The 18,972-nt window shown below is 66.2% G+C and carries 16 protein-coding genes; 2 read left to right on the plus strand and 14 right to left on the minus strand.

From position 1 onward, the window contains the following. Nucleotides 1-37: 37 nt before the first annotated feature. From CK489_RS37505 to rsmH, 13 genes are all read right to left on the minus strand, one after another. On the minus strand, nucleotides 38-1,024 hold the full coding sequence (locus CK489_RS37505; protein ID WP_050628358.1) for a D-alanine--D-alanine ligase family protein: 987 nt from the start codon (nucleotides 1,022-1,024) through the stop codon (nucleotides 38-40). Then, nucleotides 1,024-1,941 (minus strand): UDP-N-acetylmuramate dehydrogenase, encoded by a 918-nt coding sequence (murB, locus tag CK489_RS37510; protein ID WP_095735887.1) that lies wholly within the window; start codon nucleotides 1,939-1,941, stop codon nucleotides 1,024-1,026. Before murB ends, CK489_RS37505 begins: the two co-directional genes overlap by 1 nt. A gap of 2 nt (nucleotides 1,942-1,943) precedes the next feature. After that, nucleotides 1,944-3,347: a UDP-N-acetylmuramate--L-alanine ligase gene (murC, locus tag CK489_RS37515; protein ID WP_095735857.1), complete on the minus strand. Its 1,404-nt coding sequence runs from the start codon at nucleotides 3,345-3,347 to the stop codon at nucleotides 1,944-1,946. 229 nt (nucleotides 3,348-3,576) lie between these two features. Then, the gene (locus CK489_RS37520; protein WP_050628452.1) at nucleotides 3,577-4,416 is read right to left on the minus strand and encodes a class I SAM-dependent methyltransferase; all 840 of its coding nucleotides are present in this window, start codon (nucleotides 4,414-4,416) and stop codon (nucleotides 3,577-3,579) included. Nucleotides 4,417-4,453: 37 nt separating this feature from the next. Continuing rightward, the gene (murG, locus tag CK489_RS37525; protein WP_095735858.1) at nucleotides 4,454-5,554 is read right to left on the minus strand and encodes an undecaprenyldiphospho-muramoylpentapeptide beta-N-acetylglucosaminyltransferase; all 1,101 of its coding nucleotides are present in this window, start codon (nucleotides 5,552-5,554) and stop codon (nucleotides 4,454-4,456) included. Nucleotides 5,555-5,589: 35 nt separating this feature from the next. After that, a complete protein-coding gene (gene ftsW / locus CK489_RS37530) occupies nucleotides 5,590-6,741 on the minus strand; it encodes a putative lipid II flippase FtsW (protein WP_095735859.1) in 1,152 nt (383 codons plus the stop codon). 467 nt (nucleotides 6,742-7,208) lie between these two features. After that, nucleotides 7,209-8,609 carry a UDP-N-acetylmuramoyl-L-alanine--D-glutamate ligase gene (murD, locus tag CK489_RS37535; protein ID WP_050628354.1) on the minus strand — a complete coding sequence of 467 codons (1,401 nt, stop codon included), beginning with the start codon at nucleotides 8,607-8,609 and terminating at the stop codon, nucleotides 7,209-7,211. Between the two features lie 8 nt (nucleotides 8,610-8,617). Beyond that, entirely contained in the window at nucleotides 8,618-9,724 is a 1,107-nt protein-coding gene (gene mraY, locus CK489_RS37540; protein WP_021077241.1) for a phospho-N-acetylmuramoyl-pentapeptide-transferase, read from the minus strand. 10 nt (nucleotides 9,725-9,734) lie between these two features. Then, complete coding sequence (locus CK489_RS37545; protein WP_095735860.1) at nucleotides 9,735-11,168, minus strand: UDP-N-acetylmuramoylalanyl-D-glutamyl-2,6-diaminopimelate--D-alanyl-D-alanine ligase; 1,434 nt, start codon at nucleotides 11,166-11,168, stop codon at nucleotides 9,735-9,737. Beyond that, nucleotides 11,165-12,634, minus strand: a complete 1,470-nt coding sequence (locus CK489_RS37550; protein WP_095735861.1) for a UDP-N-acetylmuramoyl-L-alanyl-D-glutamate--2,6-diaminopimelate ligase — start codon at nucleotides 12,632-12,634, stop codon at nucleotides 11,165-11,167. The genes CK489_RS37545 and CK489_RS37550 overlap by 4 nt, the downstream gene beginning before the upstream one ends. Nucleotides 12,635-12,736: 102 nt before the next feature. Then, nucleotides 12,737-14,509, minus strand: coding sequence for a peptidoglycan D,D-transpeptidase FtsI family protein (locus CK489_RS37555; protein WP_502694168.1), 1,773 nt, complete (start codon nucleotides 14,507-14,509; stop codon nucleotides 12,737-12,739). Continuing rightward, nucleotides 14,506-14,955 (minus strand): cell division protein FtsL, encoded by a 450-nt coding sequence (ftsL, locus tag CK489_RS37560; RefSeq protein ID WP_050628352.1) that lies wholly within the window; start codon nucleotides 14,953-14,955, stop codon nucleotides 14,506-14,508. The genes CK489_RS37555 and ftsL overlap by 4 nt, the downstream gene beginning before the upstream one ends. A gap of 2 nt (nucleotides 14,956-14,957) precedes the next feature. Next, the gene (gene rsmH / locus CK489_RS37565) at nucleotides 14,958-15,953 is read right to left on the minus strand and encodes a 16S rRNA (cytosine(1402)-N(4))-methyltransferase RsmH (RefSeq protein WP_095735863.1); all 996 of its coding nucleotides are present in this window, start codon (nucleotides 15,951-15,953) and stop codon (nucleotides 14,958-14,960) included. A gap of 495 nt (nucleotides 15,954-16,448) precedes the next feature. On the opposite strand from rsmH, the gene CK489_RS37570 reads away from it, so the two are divergent. Both CK489_RS37570 and CK489_RS37575 read left to right on the plus strand, forming a co-directional pair. Next, nucleotides 16,449-17,321, plus strand: a complete 873-nt coding sequence (locus tag CK489_RS37570) for an N-acetylmuramoyl-L-alanine amidase (protein WP_095735864.1) — start codon at nucleotides 16,449-16,451, stop codon at nucleotides 17,319-17,321. Nucleotides 17,322-17,412: 91 nt separating this feature from the next. Next, nucleotides 17,413-17,631 carry a hypothetical protein gene (locus tag CK489_RS37575; RefSeq protein WP_050628349.1) on the plus strand — a complete coding sequence of 73 codons (219 nt, stop codon included), beginning with the start codon at nucleotides 17,413-17,415 and terminating at the stop codon, nucleotides 17,629-17,631. Between the two features lie 39 nt (nucleotides 17,632-17,670). On the opposite strand, the gene CK489_RS37580 is transcribed toward CK489_RS37575, so the two are convergent. Then, nucleotides 17,671-18,906: an RNA polymerase sigma factor gene (locus CK489_RS37580; protein ID WP_050628348.1), complete on the minus strand. Its 1,236-nt coding sequence runs from the start codon at nucleotides 18,904-18,906 to the stop codon at nucleotides 17,671-17,673. Nucleotides 18,907-18,972 lie beyond the last annotated feature (66 nt).

Genomic DNA, 18,972 nt, shown 5'->3' on the forward strand with positions numbered 1-18,972 from the left:
TCCGGTCGAGCCGTGCGGGTTCCCTACCTGGACGGCCTTAACGCTTGGCGCGGCGGCGGCCGAGCTCGATCTGGTCCTGCAGGAAGTCGGCAAAGGCGATGCCCTGTGCTTTCAAGGCCTTAGGGTAAAGTGATGCCGCGGTCAGCCCGGGCAACGTGTTGGTTTCGAGGTAGACCGGGCCATTGGCCGACACGATGAAATCGCTGCGCGAGTAGCCGGTGCAGGACAATGCGCGGTGCGCCCGCAATGCATGATCCATGATCGCGGCGCTGATTTCGGGCGCGAAACGGCCGGGGCAAATCTCCTGGGTCGATTTCAGGAGGTATTTGGCTGTGTAGTCGAAGCCGCCCTCCGCCGGCACGATCTCGATCGGCGGCAGCGCGAACACTGAGCCGTCGGATTGCTCCAGCACGCCGCAGGTCGCCTCGACACCCGAGACGAACGGCTCGATCAGATAGTCTTCATGCTTGGCCGCATTGCGGACCGCGTCGAGATCCTGCCTGGCGTTGACGAAGATCAGCCCGTAACTCGATCCGTCCTTGGCGGGCTTTGCGATCAGCTTGCCGTATTTCGCGAATGCCTCGTCGATCTGTTCGACGGCGATCCCCTGCGGCGCGTTGATGCCTGCGATCGCAGCAAAGCGCTTCGCCGACGGCTTGTCGAACGCCAGGTGCGACGACGCCGAGCCGGAGCCGGTGAACGCGACGCCGCGCATCTCGCACATCGCCTGCAATTCGCCATTCTCGGCGCGGCCGCCGTGCAGGCCGAGCACCAGCACGCGCTGCTCGGCGCTTGCTTTGTCGAGCGCCTGGTCGAGCGCGATGCCATGACCGGGCGGCTTGAAATCAACCTCGAACGGCCGCGCGTGGCCGAGCAACTGTTCGGATGTCACCGCATGCACGGTGTCGTCGACGTCCCAGAACCAGAGCTCCGCGCCCGGCAGCGCACGGTGCAGCGCCTGCGCGCTCGCCACCGAAACCAGCCGCTCCTTGTTGGTGCCGCCGAACAGAATGGTCACCTGCATCAGCTGTTTCCGATCCGCTTGATTTCCCAGTGCAGCTCGATTCCGCTGCTCTGCTTGACCCGTTCACGCACCGTCTCGCCGAGCGTCTCGATATCGTGCCCGGTGGCGTTGCCGGTGTTGATCAGGAAATTGCAGTGCATCTCCGACACCTGCGCGCCGCCGACCTTGAGGCCGCGGCAACCTGCCGCGTCGATCAGCTTCCAGGCGCTGTTGCCGGGCGGATTCTTGAAGGTCGAGCCGCCGGTCTTTTCGCGGATCGGCTGCGCGGTCTCGCGATGGGTCTGCACCTCGTTCATGCGAGCGCGGATCGCATCCGCATTGGTGATCCGGCCGCGGAAGCGCGCCGAGGTGAAGATAACGGACGGATCGACGCCGCTGTTGCGATAGACGAACTTCATGTCGGCATTGCCGAACGTGTGCTTGGTGCCGTCGCGACTGACGCCGGTCGCCTCCATCAGCACATCCTTGGTCTCGCCGCCATTGGCGCCGGCATTCATGCGCAGCGCGCCGCCGACCGTACCGGGGATGCCGAAGAAGAATTCCATGCCCCCGATACCAGCTGCCGCCGCCGTCTCCGCGACGCGCTTGTCGAGTGCGGCGGCGCCGGCGGTGACGACATCACCGTCAGCACTGGTCTCGCCGAACGCACGCGGCGCCAGCCGGATCACCACACCCGGCATGCCGCCGTCGCGCACGATCAGATTGGAGCCGACGCCGACGACATAGACCGGCAGCTCCTGCGGCAGGCGTTTCAGGAAGTAAGCGAGATCGTCTTCATCGGCCGGCGTGAACAGCACCTGCGCCGGGCCGCCGACACGAAACCAGGTCAGCTCGGCCAGCGACTGGTTGGCGAGGAGCCGCCCGCGCAGCTCCGGCATCGCGGCTTTCAGGTCGGGCGTGATGTCAGGGAAGCTCACGATCACCCCAACGCCTTCAATTCGCCGGGCAGCGCGTAGGCCCATTGCGTGATGTTGCCGGCACCGAGGCAGACCACGAGGTCGCCGGACTTGGCAAGGCCGTGAACGATCTTGGCGAGCTCATCCGCGCTCGGCAGCGGGACCACGTTGCGATGGCCGTGGGCGCGCAGGCCGGCGGCGAAATGATCGCGGTCGATGCCGGCAATCGGCGCCTCGCCGGCCGGATAGACCTCGGCGACCACCACCGCATCGGCGTCGTTGAAGCAGGTACAGAATTCCTCGAATAGCGATTGCAGGCGGGTGTAGCGATGCGGCTGCACCACGGCGACGATCTTGCCGTTGGTGGATTCCCGCGCGGCCTTCAGCACGGCTGCGATCTCGACCGGATGATGACCGTAGTCGTCGATCACGGTGATGCCATTGGTCTCGCCGGTCTTGGTGAAGCGCCGCTTGACGCCACCGAAGCCGGCCATCGCCTGGCGGATCACGTCGTCGGACACGCCGAGCTGATGCGCAACCGCGATCGCCGCCGTCGCGTTGGACGCGTTGTGGCGTCCCGGCATCGGCAGCGTGATGTCGGCGATCTCATGCGTCGCGCCGGTCTTGCGATCGCGGATCGCAACCTTGAATTTCGAGCCGCCGCCCATCGGCGTCAGGTCCAGCAGCTGCGCATTGGCCTGCGGATTCTGACCATAGGTGATGATGCGGCGATCCTCGATCTTGCCGACCAGGCTCTGCACCACCGGATGATCGGTGCACATCACGGCAAAGCCGTAGAACGGAACGTTCTCGACGAAATTGCGGAACGCATCCTGGATCGCCTCGAAGGTCTTGAAGTGATCGAGATGCTCGGGGTCGATGTTGGTGATGATGACGACGTCGGACGGCAGCTTCAGGAAGGTGCCGTCGCTCTCGTCGGCCTCGACCACCATCCAGTCGCCGGCCCCGAGCCGCGCGTTGGAGCCGTAGGCATTGATGATGCCGCCATTGATCACGGTCGGATCGAGCCCGCCGGCATCGAGCAATGTCGCCACCATCGTGGTCGTGGTGGTCTTGCCATGGGTGCCGGCGATCGCGACGCAGCTCTTCAGCCGCATCAATTCCGCCAGCATCTCGGCGCGCCGCACCACCGGAATGCGCCGCTCACGCGCCGCCATCAGCTCGGGATTGTCGCGCTTGATCGCAGTCGAAACCACGACGACGTCGGCGCCGTCGACATTCTCGGCGGCGTGGCCGACCGAGACTTTCGCACCCTTCTTGCGCAAGCGATCGAGGTTGTAATTATCCGAGGCGTCGGAGCCCTGCACGGTGTAACCGAGATTGATCAGCACCTCGGCGATGCCGCTCATGCCGATGCCGCCGATCCCGACGAAGTGAATGGGTCCGATCTCGCGCGGCAGTCTCATGATCCGGTTCCTGATATCGTCATCCGCCCTGTGCGAACTGCGCTGCAGGGCGGCTGATTTAGCTTCGCTGTACGCCTCGCATGGCTGGCGCAGACCACTGGATGCCCCGCTTTTCCCCCGCGTGACAAGGGCTTTTTCCATCCCGCGGCCGTGGAAATGTCGCTGTTGTCAGCTACCGGCCGGTGCTGGTGACCTGAGGTCACGGATGTCTCCATGTCGACCCCGGCGGCTACGCCGCTCCCGATCGCGCAGCGCGCGCGGCAATTTCATCCTGGATGTCGATCACGCGGAGATAATTGCGCAGGCGGTTGGTCTCGAGCGCGCGCAGCAGCTTGTTCTGGTGATAGGGCAGTACGAGCTCGGCGAGCCGGGCGCTCCAGGCGGCGTTCATGTCGAACAGCACGCCAAGGCCGAACACGGCCGGGATCTCGGCGAAGCCGAACTCCCTGCCCTGCGCCAGCTCCTCCGCCAGGAAGTCGTCGATCGCGGTCATGACGCCGTTGCGCGCGCCGCCGGCCTGAGTTGCAAACGCGAACTGCCCCATGCCGCGAAATCCTCGACCCTGCACCAGACTTTCGCGATCCAGCGTGGCGCCCGCGTCGTAACTGTGCGGATGGCGATGCTCGGCGGGAATTTGCTCGGGCGCGTAGTATGCGTCGCGTCGCCCGCAGGGCCAGCCGACATCGTGGAGGAAGACGAGCACGGGCTTGCCGGCGCGGCGGCTGATGGCCTCGATCTGCCGGAGCTCGTGATAGACCGTGTACCAATTGTGGTCGCCGTCGACGATCCAGGCATCGGCGGCATCGAGTTCGCCGAACGCATCGAGGCTCGGCTTTGCCACATGGCGCACGTCCTGATTGCCAGCCACCCAATCAAGGAATTCGCGCTTCGGCGCGGGATCGACGCTGGTGAGCTGGCCGCCGCGGGCCCGGCAGTGATCGGCGAGGAGCGCCGACATGCCGCCATACTCCGCGCCGACCTCGACGATATTTTGCGCATCCGCCAGGCGCAGTGCTTCGAGGATCAGGTCCGAGAATTCCGAGACGGAGTGAATCAAAAGACCCGTCATGCTCAAGTCTCCCCCGGCCTGCTGCCGGATTGGCGCATCAAATCCCTGCCACCTTGGCAACCAGATCGGCAAGCCGCTCGGCGGCATCGAGCCGCCCGACACTGCGCGCGGCGTCCGCCATCGCAGTCAATTTTTGGGGCTCGGCGGCGAAGGCCGAGATTTCGGCCGCGAGCCGCTCCGGCTTGAAGTCGCTTTGCGTGATGCGCAGCGCGCCGCCCGCCTGCGACAACACGCCAGCATTGGCGAACTGGTCCTGATCGATCGCGCCCGGCAGCGGCACCAGGATCGAGGGCCGGCCGATCGCCGCGAGCTCGGCCACGGTGCCGGCGCCGGAACGCGAGATCACGAGCTGGCTCGAGGCCAGGCGAGCCGGCAGGTCGGCGAAGAACGGCGCCAGCTCGGCGTTGATTTTGAGCCGGTCGTACACCGCGCGCACCCGCGCCATGTCCTCTTCACGCACCTGCTGGGTGATGATCAGACGGCTCCACAGCGCGGGATCGAGCTTCTCGATCGCCGGCGGCACGATGTCGCTCATCACCCGCGCGCCCTGGCTGCCGCCGACGACCAGCAGGCGCAGCGGCCCGTTTACCTCGGGCGGCGTGTATTTCACCGCGGCTGCTGCAAGGATGGCGGGGCGCATCGGCGTGCCGACGGTGGTGGCCTTGCCGGCGAGCGCGGGATCGCGATCGAGCACGCCGGGCAGCGAGGTCGCGATCGCGTTGACGCGGCTGGAGAGGAAACGGTTGGCACGGCCGAGCACCGCATTGGCATCGTGAATGATGCCGGGAACGCCGAGCAGCCGCGCCGCCACCAGCGGCGGCAAGGTCGGGTAACCACCGAAGCCGACCACGGCCGCAGGCTTCAGCCGGCGCACCACATTGACGGCGACCAGCGTGCCGTAGCCGAGCATCAGCACGGTCCGCGCCAGCGAGATCGGGTTGCGGCTGCGCACGGTCGCGCTCGGCACCAGCTCGATGCTCTCTTTGCCGAACAGGCCGGAGTAGCGCAGCGCGCGGCCGTCGGTTGCAAGCCGCACCCGCAGGCCACGCCTGATCAATTCCACGGCGAGCGCTTCGGCCGGGAACAGGTGGCCGCCGGTGCCGCCGGCCGCCAGCAGAATCAGGGGCGGGTTGTCCATGGTTTCCAGATAACCGACGCCGCAGTCACAGTCACCTACGCGTAGGCGCGCTGCGCGCTGGCGCCCTCCATCGATTCGATCTCGGTCCGCGGCCGCTGCCGGGTCAGCGCCAGCATCATGCCGACGCCATAGGCGAGCGAGACGAACGAGGAACCGCCATAGGAGATGAACGGCAGCGTCATGCCCTTGGCCGGGATCAGTTGCAGATTGACCGCCATGTTGATCGTCGCCTGCACGCCGAACAGGATCGCGAGCCCGGAGGCCGCAAAGCGCGAGAACATGTCCTCGGTGGCATAGGCGCGGGTCAGCGTGCGGATCACGATGAAGCCGAACAGCGCGACCAGCATCAAACAGAGGATGATGCCGAACTCCTCCGCCGCCACCGCGAACACGAAGTCGGTGTGGCTGTCCGGCAGGCTGCGCTTGGCGATGCCCTCGCCCGGACCGAGCCCGAACCAGCCGCCGTTCCAGAACGCCTCCATCGCGGTGTCGACCTGGAAGGTGTCGCCGGAGGCCGGATTCATGAAGCGCTTGATGCGCCCGGCGACGTGCGGCACCAGCAGATAGGCGCCGAACAGGCCCGCTCCGGCCGCGCCGGCCAGTCCGAACACCCAGATCATCCGCATGCCCGCGATGAAGAACAGCGCGCCCCACACGGTGAGGATCAGCATGGTCTGGCCGAAGTCGGGCTCCATCACCAAGAGCGTAACCAGCATCAGCAGTAGCACCAGCGCCATCGAGGTCGCCGGCATCTCCGGCCGCTTGGTGGATTCCGCAAACAGCCAGGCTGCGACGATCACGAAGGCGGGCTTGGCGGCTTCGGAGGCCTGGATGTTGACGCCGAGCAGCGTGATCCAGCGCCGCGAGCCCTTGACCTCCGGTCCGACCAAGAGCGTCAGCACGATCAGCGCGATCGAGACCACGAACACGATCAGCGCGGTGCGCCGGATCTGCCGCGGCGTCATGAACGACACCCCGATCAGCACGATCAGCGACGGCACCAGGAACATGACGTGGCGGTTGAAGAAATGGAACGGATCGAGCCCGATCCGGGTCGCGACCGGCGGGCTCGCCGCCAGCGACAGGATGACGCCGGCCAGCATCAACGCGGCGATCGCGACAAGCAGCAACTTGTCGACGGTCCACCACCAGTCCGAGAACGGGGTGCGTTGGTCACGGGCGAGCATGGGCGTCCCCAGATGGCAGAGATAACGTCCATTCGTGGCGCAGGATGGTTTCCAAGGGGTTAACAGGTCGGGTAACTTTTGAGGGAGGTGGATTTGTCGTCCCAAGCACACCGTCGTCCCGGCGAAAGCCAGGACCCATAACCACAGCATTCGATGATGAACGGGATTGTGGCCCCAGCCTCGCGCAACAATTCTCATTTGGGGTAATGGGTCCCGGCTTTCGCCGGGACGGCGGTGGGGATGGTTCGCGATTCAAGATGTCAAACAACTGGTGTCATCACCCGCGAAAGCGGGTGGTCCAGTATTCCAGAGACGGTCGTGCTTGAGCCGAGGGCCCGCGGCGTACTGGATCGCCCGGTCGAGCCGGGCGATGACAGATGGGGATGCGGCCCGATGGATTCCGGGCTCGCGCTTCGCGCGTCGTCAGATGCGCATTTGCGCATCGGGGAATGACGGCGAAATAGTGCTCACACCACCGGCTTGACGCCGGGCAGCGCCTGGACAATGTCGCGGAAGGCGGTGCCGCGGATTTCGAAATTGCGGTACTGGTCGAACGAGGCGCAGGCCGGCGACAGCAGCACGACGGCTTCACTCAACCCAGACGCCTCAGCATCGCGCGCGGCGCTCGATACCGCGACGTCGAGCGTGCCGGACATCTCGTGCGGGACGCGCTCGCCGAGCGTACCGGAGAATTCGGCCGCCGCCTCGCCGATCAGATAGGCCTTGCGGATGCGCGGGAAATACTCGGTCAGGCCCGTGATGCCGCCGGCCTTCGGCTTGCCGCCGGCGATCCAGTAGATGTCGGCGAAGGATGATAGCGCATGCGCCGCCGCATCCGCGTTGGTGCCCTTGGAGTCGTTGACGAACAGCACGTTGCCGCGGCGGCCGACCTGCTCCATGCGGTGCGCCAAGCCCGGGAAGCTGCGCAGGCCGTCCTGCAAGACGTCGGTGGCGACGCCGATCGCCAGCGCGCAGGCCGAGGCGCAGGCGGCGTTCTGCGCATTGTGCAGGCCGCGCAGCGAGCCGATGCCCCCGAGCCGCGCGATCTCGCTGCGTGCGGCACCCGACGCACGCACGATGGTCTCGTGCTCGACATAGAGGCCGTCGGGCAGCGGGTTCTTGACCGAGATGCGCACCACCTGCTTGCCGGCGCGATCGAGCCGGTCGGCGATGTTGCGGCACCAGATGTCGTCGACGCCGGTGATCGCGGTGCCGCCCTGCTGCACGCCGGCAACCAGCCGCTCCTTGACCGCGGCGTAGTGCTCCAGCGTGCCGTGGCGATCGATGTGGTCCTCGCTGATGTTGATCAGGATGCCGACCGAGGGATCGAGCGACGGTGCGAGATCGATCTGGTAGGACGACATCTCGATGACATGGACACGGCCCATCCGCGGCGGCTCCAGCGACAGGATCGCGGTGCCGATATTGCCGCCCATCTGGGTGTCGTAGCCGGCGACCTTCATCAGATGCGCGATCAGCGCCGTCGTGGTCGATTTGCCGTTGGTGCCGGTGATGGCGACGAACGGCGCGTTCGGCGCGTGACGGCGCCGCTCGCGGCAGAACAATTCGACGTCGCCGATCACCTCGACACCCGCCTCGCGCGCCTTCAGCACGCTCCAGTGCGGCGCCGGATGGGTCAGCGGCGCGCCGGGGGTCAGGATCAGCGCGGCGAAGTTCGCCCACGACACCGCGCGCAGGTCAGCGGTGGTGAAGCCGGCCTGCGCCGCCCTCGCGACATTGTCGGCATTGTCGTCGGCCGCGATCACCTCCGCACCACCGGCCTTCAGCGCGTGGCAGCTCGCAAGGCCCGAGCCGCCGAGCCCGAACACCGCGACCGTCTTGCCTGCGAAGGAGGTGACCGGGATCATGGCGGGGCTCAGCGCAGCTTGAGGGTGGAGAGGCCGGCCAGCGCCAGCATCACCGAGATGATCCAGAACCGGATCACGATCTGCGGCTCGGTCCAGCCCTTCTGCTCGAAATGATGGTGCAGCGGCGCCATCCGGAACACGCGCTTGCCGGTCAGCTTGAACGAGGTGACCTGGACGATGACCGAAACCGCTTCCAGCACGAACAGGCCGCCGATCACCGCGAGCACGATCTCGTGCTTCACCGCAACCGCGGTGGCCCCCAGCATGCCGCCGAGCGCGAGCGAGCCGGTGTCACCCATGAAGATCGAGGCCGGCGGCGCATTGAACCAGAGGAAGCCCAGGCCCGCGCCGAGCACCGCGCCGCATAACACCGCCAGTTCGCCGGTGCCGGCGACGTAATTGATCTGCAGATATTCCGAGAACACCGCGTTGCCGGTGAGATACGAGATCATGCCGAAGCTCGCCGCCGCGATCATTACCGGCACGATGGCAAGCCCATCGAGGCCGTCGGTCAGGTTCACCGCATTGCCGGCGCCGACCATGACGAAGGCGCCGAAGATGACGAAGAACCAGCCGAAGTTGATCACGAGGTCCTTGAAGAACGGAATCACGAGCGAGGTCGACGACACGTCGCGGCCGAGCCGGACCAGCGCATAGGTGGCGGCGAGCCCGATCACCGCCTCGATCAGCAGGCGGAGCTTGCCGGCGAAGCCGCTGTGTGACTGCTTTGTGACCTTCAGATAATCGTCATAGAAACCGACGAAGCCGAAGCCGAGCGTCACCGCCAGCACGATCCAGACATACGGGTTGAGCGGGTTGGCCCAGAGCAGCGTCGACACCACGAGCCCGGACAGGATCATCAGCCCGCCCATGGTGGGCGTGCCCTTCTTGGAGATCAGATGCGACTGCGGACCGTCGGTGCGGATCGGCTGGCCCTTGCCCTGCCGCAGCCTCAAATGATCGATGATCCAGGGCCCGAACAGGAACACGAACAGCGCGCCGGTCACCATCGCACCGCCGGTGCGGAAAGTGATGTAGCGGAACACGTTCAGGGCGCTACGGAATGCGCCAAACCCCGGAACGGTGTTGGACAGCTCGATCAACCAGTAGAACATTCAAAGGGTCCTATACCGCTTCTTCGTGCGCGGCCTTGTCGGGGAAGCGCTTTTCCAGCGCGCTGACAATGCGCTTCATCTTCGATCCCAGCGAGCCCTTCACCATGATCACGTCACCGGCACGGACCGCGGCGACAGCCTGCGCCTCGAGCGCCGCCGAACTCTCGGCATAGCCTCCCCGCTTGCCGGTGGAAAGGGCATCCCACAAATTCCGCATCAGCGGACCACAACAATATACGAGGTCGATGCGGTTGGCGGTCACGGCCTCGTTGAGGCCGCGGTGCAGTTCGGGCCCGGTCGGCCCGAGTTCGAGCATGTCGCCGAGCACGGCGATGCGCCGGCCATGCGCCCCGGTCGGAACCTGGCCGAGCACATTGAGCGCGGCGCCCATCGAAGCCGGATTGGCGTTGTAGCTCTCGTCGATCAGCGTCGCCTCGCCATGGCCGACCTCGAGCGTGCGGCGAAGGCCGCGGCCGGTCGGCGCCTCGAGCTGCGACAGCGACAGCGCCGCGCGCGCGATATCGGCGCCGAGCAGCGAGGCCCCCGCGAGCACCGCGAGCGAGTTCATCGCCATGTGGCGTCCGGGCATGCCGATCTTGTAGGTGATGTCGTGATCCAGAATATCGGCGTGCACCGCTGAGCAGGTCGCATGCAGCGAGAGGTTGATCAGCCGCGCCTCGGCGCGCTTGTCGGCGCCGAACGAGACGATGCGCGAGATGCCGGCCTTCTTCGCCTGCTTCTGCAGCCGCGCGAATTGTCCATTGTCGCGGTTGAGCACGACGGCGCCATTCGGCTCGAGTCCGGAAAAGATCTCCGCCTTGGCGTCGGCGATCGCCTCGATACCGGAGAAGAATTCCAGATGTACCGGCTCGATCGTGGTGATGATGGCGACGTGCGGCCGCACCATCTTCACCAGCGGCGTGATCTCGCCGGCATGGTTCATGCCGATCTCGAACACCGCAAAGCGCGTGCTCGCCGGGCAGCGCGCCAGCGACAGCGGCACGCCCCAGTGATTGTTGAAGGAGGCGACCGAGGCATGGGTCTCGCCCTGCACCGACAGCACGCGGCGCAGCGCCTCCTTGGTCGAGGTCTTGCCGACCGAACCGGTCACCGCGATGATCTTCGCATTGAGCCGCGCACGCGAGGCGTGCGCGAGCTCGACGAGGCCGGCGAGCACGTCGTCGACCACCAGCAGCGGCGCATCGGTGGGAAACTTGTCGCGTTGCGCGGCCTCGACCACGGCGAGTCCGGCGCCGGCCTTCAGCGCAGCTTCGACAAAGGCATGGCCGTCATGGACGTCGCCCTTGATCGCGAAATACGCCTCGCCCGGCGCGACGGTGCGGCTGTCTATCGAGAGGCCGGTGACGCCGTCCGGCAGCGTGCCCTGCGTGGCGGCGCGCATCGCCGACGCCATCGCATCCGAGGTCCACAACATCGTGCTCATTTGCCCTCCGCTGCTAACGCGACAGCGACCGCTTCATGATCGCTGAACGGCAGCGTCATGCCGCCGACGATCTGCCCGACCTCGTGGCCCTTGCCGGCCACGACCAGCGCATCGCCCGGCTCGAGGCCGGCGATCCCGGCTCGGATCGCTTCGGCGCGGTCGCCGATCTCGCGCGCGCCTTTTGCGGTCGCCATGATCGCGGCACGGATCGCCTCGGGCTTCTCGCTGCGTGGATTGTCGTCGGTGACGATGATTTGATCGGCATTCTCGGCCGCGATCGCGCCCATGATCGGACGCTTGCCGGCGTCGCGGTCGCCGCCGGCGCCGAAGATCACGACCAGCCTGCGCTTCGCATAGGGCCGCAGCGCCTGCAGCGCCTTGGCGAGCGCATCCGGCTTGTGGGCGTAGTCGACGAAGATCGGCGCCCCATTGCGCTCGCCGACGAACTCCAGCCGGCCCTTGGCGCCTTCGAGATGTTCGAGGGAGCCGAACACATCATCGGCAGCGCTGCCGGTGCCGATCGCGAGACCCGCCGCGACCAGCGCATTTTCGATCTGGAATTCGCCGACCAGCGGCAGCCGGATCGCGCAGTTGCGCCCGCGATGCGCGATGACGAGCTTCTGGGCGAAGCCTTCGATCGCAGCATCGATGAGCTTGATGCCCTCGTCCGCATCGCCCTTGCGGCCGACCGTGATGATGCGCAGGCCGCGCACGCGCGCGGCATCGATCACTTCGGCCGAGCAGTCGTGATCGGCGGAGATCACCGCAGCACCGCCATCGGCGACGAGATCGCGGAACAGTCGGAGTTTTGCGTTCAGGTAATGCGCGACGTCGGGATGATAATCCATGTGGTCGCGCGACAGGTTGGTGAAGCCGCCGGCCGCGATGCGCACGCCGTCGAGACGATACTGGTCGAGCCCATGCGAGGAAGCTTCGAACGCCAGATGCGTGACGCCGTCTCGTGCGATCTCGTCGAGCTGGCGATGCAGCGCGATCGGATCGGGTGTCGTCAGCGAGCCGTAGACGGTGCGCTTGTCGGAGACGAGGCCGATGGTGCCGATGCTCGCCGAGGAGTGCCCGAGCCGCTGCCAGATCTGACGCGTGAAGGCGGCGACCGAGGTCTTGCCGCTGGTGCCGGTCACCGCCGCGATCGTCGCCGGCTGGCGTGGGTAGAATCTGGCGGCGGCAAGCGCCAGCGTACGGCGCGGATTGGGCGTTGCGACAAACGGAACACGAAGCGGCACCTGCGGCGGATGGTCGCCGGCAATCGCGACCGCGCCTGCGGCGATCGCCGCATCGATGAAGCGCGCGCCGTCGGTCTTGCTGCCGGCCAACGCGAAGAACAGGTCGCCCGGCTTCACCGCGCGGCTGTCGACCGCAAGCCCGCCGACGACTGTGGCATCGACACTTGGATCGATTTCTGGATCGATCGTCGCATCGGCGCTGAAGAGGTCGCGAAGTCTCATGATCTTCCAGTCTGGCCAGCGCCGTTCTGGCGCCGCTATTTGAGCACGATCTGCCCGGAGAATCGCTGTGCACTTCTCCGGATCATGCTGTGAATATACGCCTTACTGGGTTGCTCTCGATGCCGCAAGAATAAGGCGGTCGGACGGCGGCAGGTCGAAGCGCGGCTCGACGCCCAAAAGCGGCGCAATTCGGGCGATCACATTGCCACCGGTCGGCACCGCGTTCCAGCCCGAGGTGATGAATCCATAGGTCTCCTTCAGCGGCTGCGGCTCGTCGAGCATGATCAGCAGCTGGTATTTCGGATTGTCGGCGGGCAGGATCGCGGTGAAGGCGTTGAGCACACGCTTCTTGGCATAGCGGCCGTTGATCACCTTTTCCGCGGTGCCGGTCTTGCCGCCGATATAGTAGCCCTTGACGTCGGCCTTCTTCGCGGTGCCCACCTCGGCGTTGAGCCGCATCAGATAGCGCATCTTGTCTGAGGTCTCGGGCTTGATGACCCGCTTGGCCATCGCCATCGCCTCCTGCTCGGTGCGCTTCAGGAAGGTCGGCGGGATCAGATAGCCGCCATTGACCAACGCGTCGATGCCCATCACCGCCTGCAGCGGCGCCACCGCGATGCCGTGACCGAACGAGATGGTGACGGTGTTCAATTCGCCCCACTTCTTCGGCACGATCGGCGAGGCGCTCTCCGGCAATTCGGTGCGCAGCCGCTCGAGTTGCCCCATCTTGCGCAGGAAGGCCTTGTGGGCGTCGACGCCCATCGCAAGCGCAATGCGCCCGGCGCCGATGTTGGAGGAATAGTAGAACACCTCCTTCATGTTGATCATGCGGCCCAGGTTGTGATCGTCATGGATCGCGAACTTGCCGTAATGCAGCGGGCCGCGCGCGTCCCACATCGAGTTGAGGTCGAACCGGCCGCTATCCAGCGCCATCGCCAGCGTGAACGCCTTGAAGGTCGAGCCCATCTCGTAGACGCCGGTGGTCAGGCGGTTGATGCGGTCGGGATCGTGCGCCTCCTTCGGATTGTTCGGATCGAAATCCGGCAGCGACACCATCGCGACGATCTCGCCGGTGCGCACGTTGGAGACGAGACCCGAGGCCGCCTTGGCCTTGAACTTCTCCTTGGCCTTGATCAGCTCGTCGCGCAGCGCGTGCTCGACGCGCAGGTCGATCGACAATTCCACCGGCTTCTGCAGCCGGTCGGTGGCGAAGCCCGCGCGATGCAGATCGGCCAGACCGTTATTGTCCAGCCACTTCTCCATGCCGGCGATGCCCTGGTTGTCGATATTGACCAGGCCGATCAGGTGGGCGACCTCGTTGCCGGTCGGATAGACACGCTTGTTCTCACGCAGGAAGCCGACGCCGGGAAGGCCGAGGCGATGGATATCGAGCTGCTGCTTCGGCGTGATCTCGCGCTTCAGCCAGACGAAGCCCTTGCGCGACGACAGGCGGTCGCGCACCTCGCTGGTGTCGAGATCGGGCAAGGCCCCGGTCAAGAGCTCGATTGCCTCGTCCTTGTCGATCAGGCGGCGCGGCTCGGCGAACAGGCTCGGCGCCTTGACGTCGGTCGCGAGAATTTCGCCGTTGCGATCGGTGATGTCGGGCCTGGCGGTTGCAATCGCGTCCTGCGAGGCGGTGCGCCGCGCGCCGTGGCTGTCGGCGCCGACGGCGAACAGCACGAGCCGTCCGGCCAGCACGCAATAGACCGCGGCGAACGCGAGGATCGCAAGACCGACACGCGCGCGCGCCTTGGCGGCACGGTCGACATTGCTTCCGTACAACAGCGAGCGGATCAACCGCTGGCGCAGCGGCTCGGAGGATTTCGCTGCCGGCTTGTTGGCGGGCGCCGGATCGGTCATGGCTGGTCCCGTCATTGCTGGTCTCCCCCGCCTTGCCCGGAATCGTCGGACGCGGGCTGGTCGGCGGCCGGCTGGTCGGTCGCCGCCTTGTCGATCGATCCGGTCGTGCTGTCGGGCGCGGCTGCGGCCTCGATGGTGTCGATCATCGCGCCGATCGGATCGCGCGAACCGGGCCGCGTGAAGCTCGGCGGCCGCTCCGGCAGGTTCTTCAGGGAATCATACTGATTGGCGTTGAGCGGCTTCAGCGGCAGGTGGCGTTCGGCAAGCCCCTGCAGTCGCAGCGGCGCATCGAGCTTGGCCCATTCGGCGCGCAGGGTGGCGATCGCGTTGCGCTGCTCGCGGATCTCGGCATTGAGCTGCAGCACGCGCTCGACCCGCGCGGTCGATTCCATCTTGATGCGGTAGACATAGGACGCCGCGAAGATCAGCATGCCGATGACGAGGAGATGGAGAAGGCGCATCGTCAGCCTCCCCGCTTCAGGTCGGCGAGACGCGGCCAGGACGGCAAATCGTCGTCCGCATGCGCGGGCGCTGCGGTGCGTTCGGCGGCGCGCAGCTTGGCCGAGCGCGCGCGCGGATTGGCCGATATCTCGGCCTCTCCGGGCACAACCGGGCGCTTGGTCAGGATTTGAAAGCTCGGCGCGGCCTGCGCGACCTCGGGCAGATGCCGCGACCCGGCCGCGACCTTGCCGCGCTCGCTGAGGAAATTCTTCACGATGCGGTCTTCCAGCGAATGGAACGAGACCACGGCGAGCCGGCCGCCCGGCTTCAGCACGCGCTCGGCCGCCGCGAGCGCCAAATAGAGCTCGTCGAGCTCTTCATTGACGAAGATGCGCAGCGCCTGAAAGGTCCGCGTCGCCGGATGGATCTCGTTCGGCTTGGCGCGCACGACTTTCGCAACGATGTCGGCAAGCGCATCCGTCGTCGTGATCGGCGCATCCTTCCGCGCGGCGACGATGGCGCGCGCAACGCCGCGCGAATGGCGCTCCTCGCCGAAGATGTAGATGATGTCGGCGAGCTGCTTTTCGGTCGCGGTCGCGACCACCTCGGCCGCGGTCGGGCCGCTCTGGCCCATCCGCATGTCGAGCGGTCCGCCCAGACGAAACGAAAAGCCGCGCTCGGCCTGATCGAGCTGCATCGAAGAGACGCCGACATCCATCACGACGCCGTCGACCCTATCCACGCCCTGCGCGGCACAGACCTCGGCGAGTTCGGAGAAGCGGTCCTCGACCAGCGTCAGCCGGCCGCCGGCACCGTCGACCAGATCGAAGCCGCCCGCAATCGCCGTACGGTCGCGGTCGATGCCGATCACGCGCGCCTCAGCGACATCGAGAATCATGCGGCTGTAGCCGCCGGCGCCGAAAGTCGCGTCGACATAGATGCCGCCGGCGCGGGGCGCGAGATACGCGACCGCCTCGCGGCCCAGCACCGAAATGTGACGCGGCGCGCGCTCGCTCATGCGCGGTCCCCAGGCAGGGCCGCGTAACTGGCATGCAAGCTGGCTGCGCGCCGATCCATTGCGTCTCGAATCCTCGCTGGAGCCCGTGCCGTTCCGGCGAAAATGCCTCCGCGTGATGACAGCGCCAACTCCCCTCCTCGGCCGCAAATCCTGATATCCGACCGGAATTTGGAGGGTTTCCATGGGATTTCGCGCAAACAGCGGGGCTCAGCGTCCTGTGGCCGTCCCCCGAAACCGGTTCGGCACTTCACCTCTCAGTAACGGCACTTAACGTTAAGAAAACGTTGACGATCGGTTAGCAGAATCGCGCGACTTTGATCCGCTTTCGAGTGGTAGCCTCGGCTTTTGCTTCGGGCATCATCGCACGGGCATCTTGCAGCCGATGGAACCCGAGAGGCCGATTGCGCGGCCCCGCACGGTAAAGGAATAGTAAACGCCTATTTGTTTATCCATATGTCAAAATGCTTTCTCCAGGTTTGGGTTTGAGTGATTCGTATGGCTTCTGGTTCGTCCTCGTCCGGCAACGCTGATCCGAAGCGTCAGCGCGTCCTTCCTGTTCCGAAGGGCGTGGCCGACGTGAAGACGTTCACACCGGATTCCTCTGTTGCCTCCGACGTGATCCCGTCGGTCAATTTCGGCGACCGCGCGGGCGACCGGCAGCCCGACATGATCTTGCTGCATTACACCGGCATGCCCGATGTGGAGGGCGCGATCGCCCAGCTCTGCACCGCCGGCACCGAGGTCTCGGCGCACTACATCGTGCTCGAGGACGGCCGCATCGTGCAGTGCGTACCGGAGAGCAAGCGCGCCTGGCACGCCGGCGTCTCGGCCTGGGCCGGCGAGGAGGACATCAATTCCTGCTCGATCGGCGTCGAGATCGTCAATCGTGGCCACGATTGGGGTTATCCCGACTTCCCGCTGCGCCAGATCGCGGCCGTCATCGCGCTGTGCCGCGGCATCATGCTTCGTCGCAATGTGGTCTCGCATCGCGTGCTCGGCCATTCCGACGTGGCGCCGGGGCGCAAGAAGGATCCCGGCGAGAAATTCCCGTGGCACTCGCTGGCCAATTCCGGCGTCGGGCACTGGGTGCAGCCGGCGCCGATCGTGCGCGGCGACGCGCTGCAGCTCGGTACGATCAGCGATGCCGTCTCCAACATGCAGGCCGCGTTCCGCCGTTACGGCTACAACATCCCGACCAACGGCAAGTTCGACGGCCCGACCATGGAGGTCGTCACCGCCTTCCAGCGCCACTTCCGCCCCGAGCGCGTCGACGGGATCGCCGACCGTTCCACCATGGCGACGTTGTACGCGCTGCTCGAGTCCCTGCCGCCGGACGCAGCGAAGGCTGCCGCGGCCGCATCGAAATAGCGCCGATTTTTCCCTGATTGCAGCGCGCAAACAGGAACTTTTCGCCACGTGCGGTTTTCTTCGTTGGGGCGCTCTGAGTGGAGATTCGTCCATGTTCAAAGCACTCATCGCGGGAGCTGTCGCCGTTGGCCTGATCGCCGCGCCGGCAGCCGCTATGACGACCCAAGGCAAGTCCACGTCGTCCATGCACAAGACCCACAAGGTCCATCACGCACAGAAGAAGATGGCACCCGGCACCACAACCGGCATGTCGAGTGGAACGACGACCGGGCAATCGACCGGTGGCGCCAAGGCCAAGACCGGGTACTGAGCACGTTCCTTTACGAGCAGCGCACGAGATGAGGTGACGTCACCCCATCTCGGCGATGCGGCGCGCATAGAGCCGCCGCAGCGGCTCCAGTTGTGTCGCGGCGGTGGCCGCAAGATACGCCTGCCGCGCTTCGTCGTTGCGGCCGAGGCGGCGTAGCAGGTCGGCGCGCACCGCGGGCAGCTGGTCGTATCCCTTCAGGGTTCCGCGCGCGTCGAGCGCATCGATCAGATCGAGCGCGCGCGCCGGGCCGTCGACCATCGACACCGCAGCGGCGTGATTGAGCTCGATCACCGGCGACGGGCTGATGCGCAGCAGCACCTCATAGAGACCGGCGATCTGCGGCCAATCGGTATCCTCATAGCTCGGCGCACGTGCATGCAGCGCGGCGATCGCCGCCTGCACCGCATAGGATTGCGGCCGGCCCGGCATTTGCAGCGCCTCCTCGACCAGCCTGACACCGTCGGCGATCTGCCTTACATCCCACAGCGAACGGTTCTGCTCCTCGAGCAGCACGATGTCGCCGCCGGCGGTCTGCCGGCCGGCGCGGCGCGCATCGTGCAGCAGCATCAGCGCCAACAGGCCTTTGATCTCGCCGCGCGCCGGAATCAGCCCATCGAGCAGCCGCGCCAGCCGGATCGCCTCGCGCGCAAGATCGGGCCGCATCAGATCCTCGCCGGCGGTCGCGGCATAGCCTTCGGTGAAGACGAGATAGATCACCGCGAGCACGCCGGTGAGGCGCGGCTCTAGTGCCTCGCGCTCCGGCACCTCATAGGGAATGCCGGCGAGCTTGATCTTCTGCTTGGCGCGCAACAGGCGCTGCGCCATGGCATCCTCGCTCACCAGGAAGGCGCGCGCGACCTCAGCCGTCGTCAGCCCGCACACCGTGCGCAGGGTCAGCGCAACCTGCACCTCGGCGGCAAAGGACGGATGGCAGCAGGTGAAGATCAGCCGCAGCATGTCGTCGTCGAGCGTCGCATCGGCCGGCTCGGGCGATGCCTCCGCATCCAGCAACAATTGATGCGTAAGCTCCTGCTGCTTGCCGCGAAACGTCACCGCGCGGCGGACGCGGTCGATCGCCTTGTTGCGCCCGACATTGACCAGCCAGGCGCGCGGATTGGCGGGGAAATCACCGATCGGCCAGCGCTGCAACGCGACCGCGAAGGCATCCTGAAGCGCATCCTCGGCCAGATCGAAATCGCCGACGAGGCGGATCAGCGTGGCGAGCGCCCGGCCCGCCTCGTCGCGAAACACTCTTTCGATCTGGCTCGGGGTCATGACCATCGATCATTGCACAGCGGCTGCGCCGGGCGACAGCGGCCGCTGTGTCCATCAGAGATGACG

It is taken from the genome of Bradyrhizobium sp. UFLA03-84, assembly GCF_002289535.1.
Taxonomy (GTDB): Bacteria; Pseudomonadota; Alphaproteobacteria; order Rhizobiales; family Xanthobacteraceae; genus Bradyrhizobium; species Bradyrhizobium viridifuturi.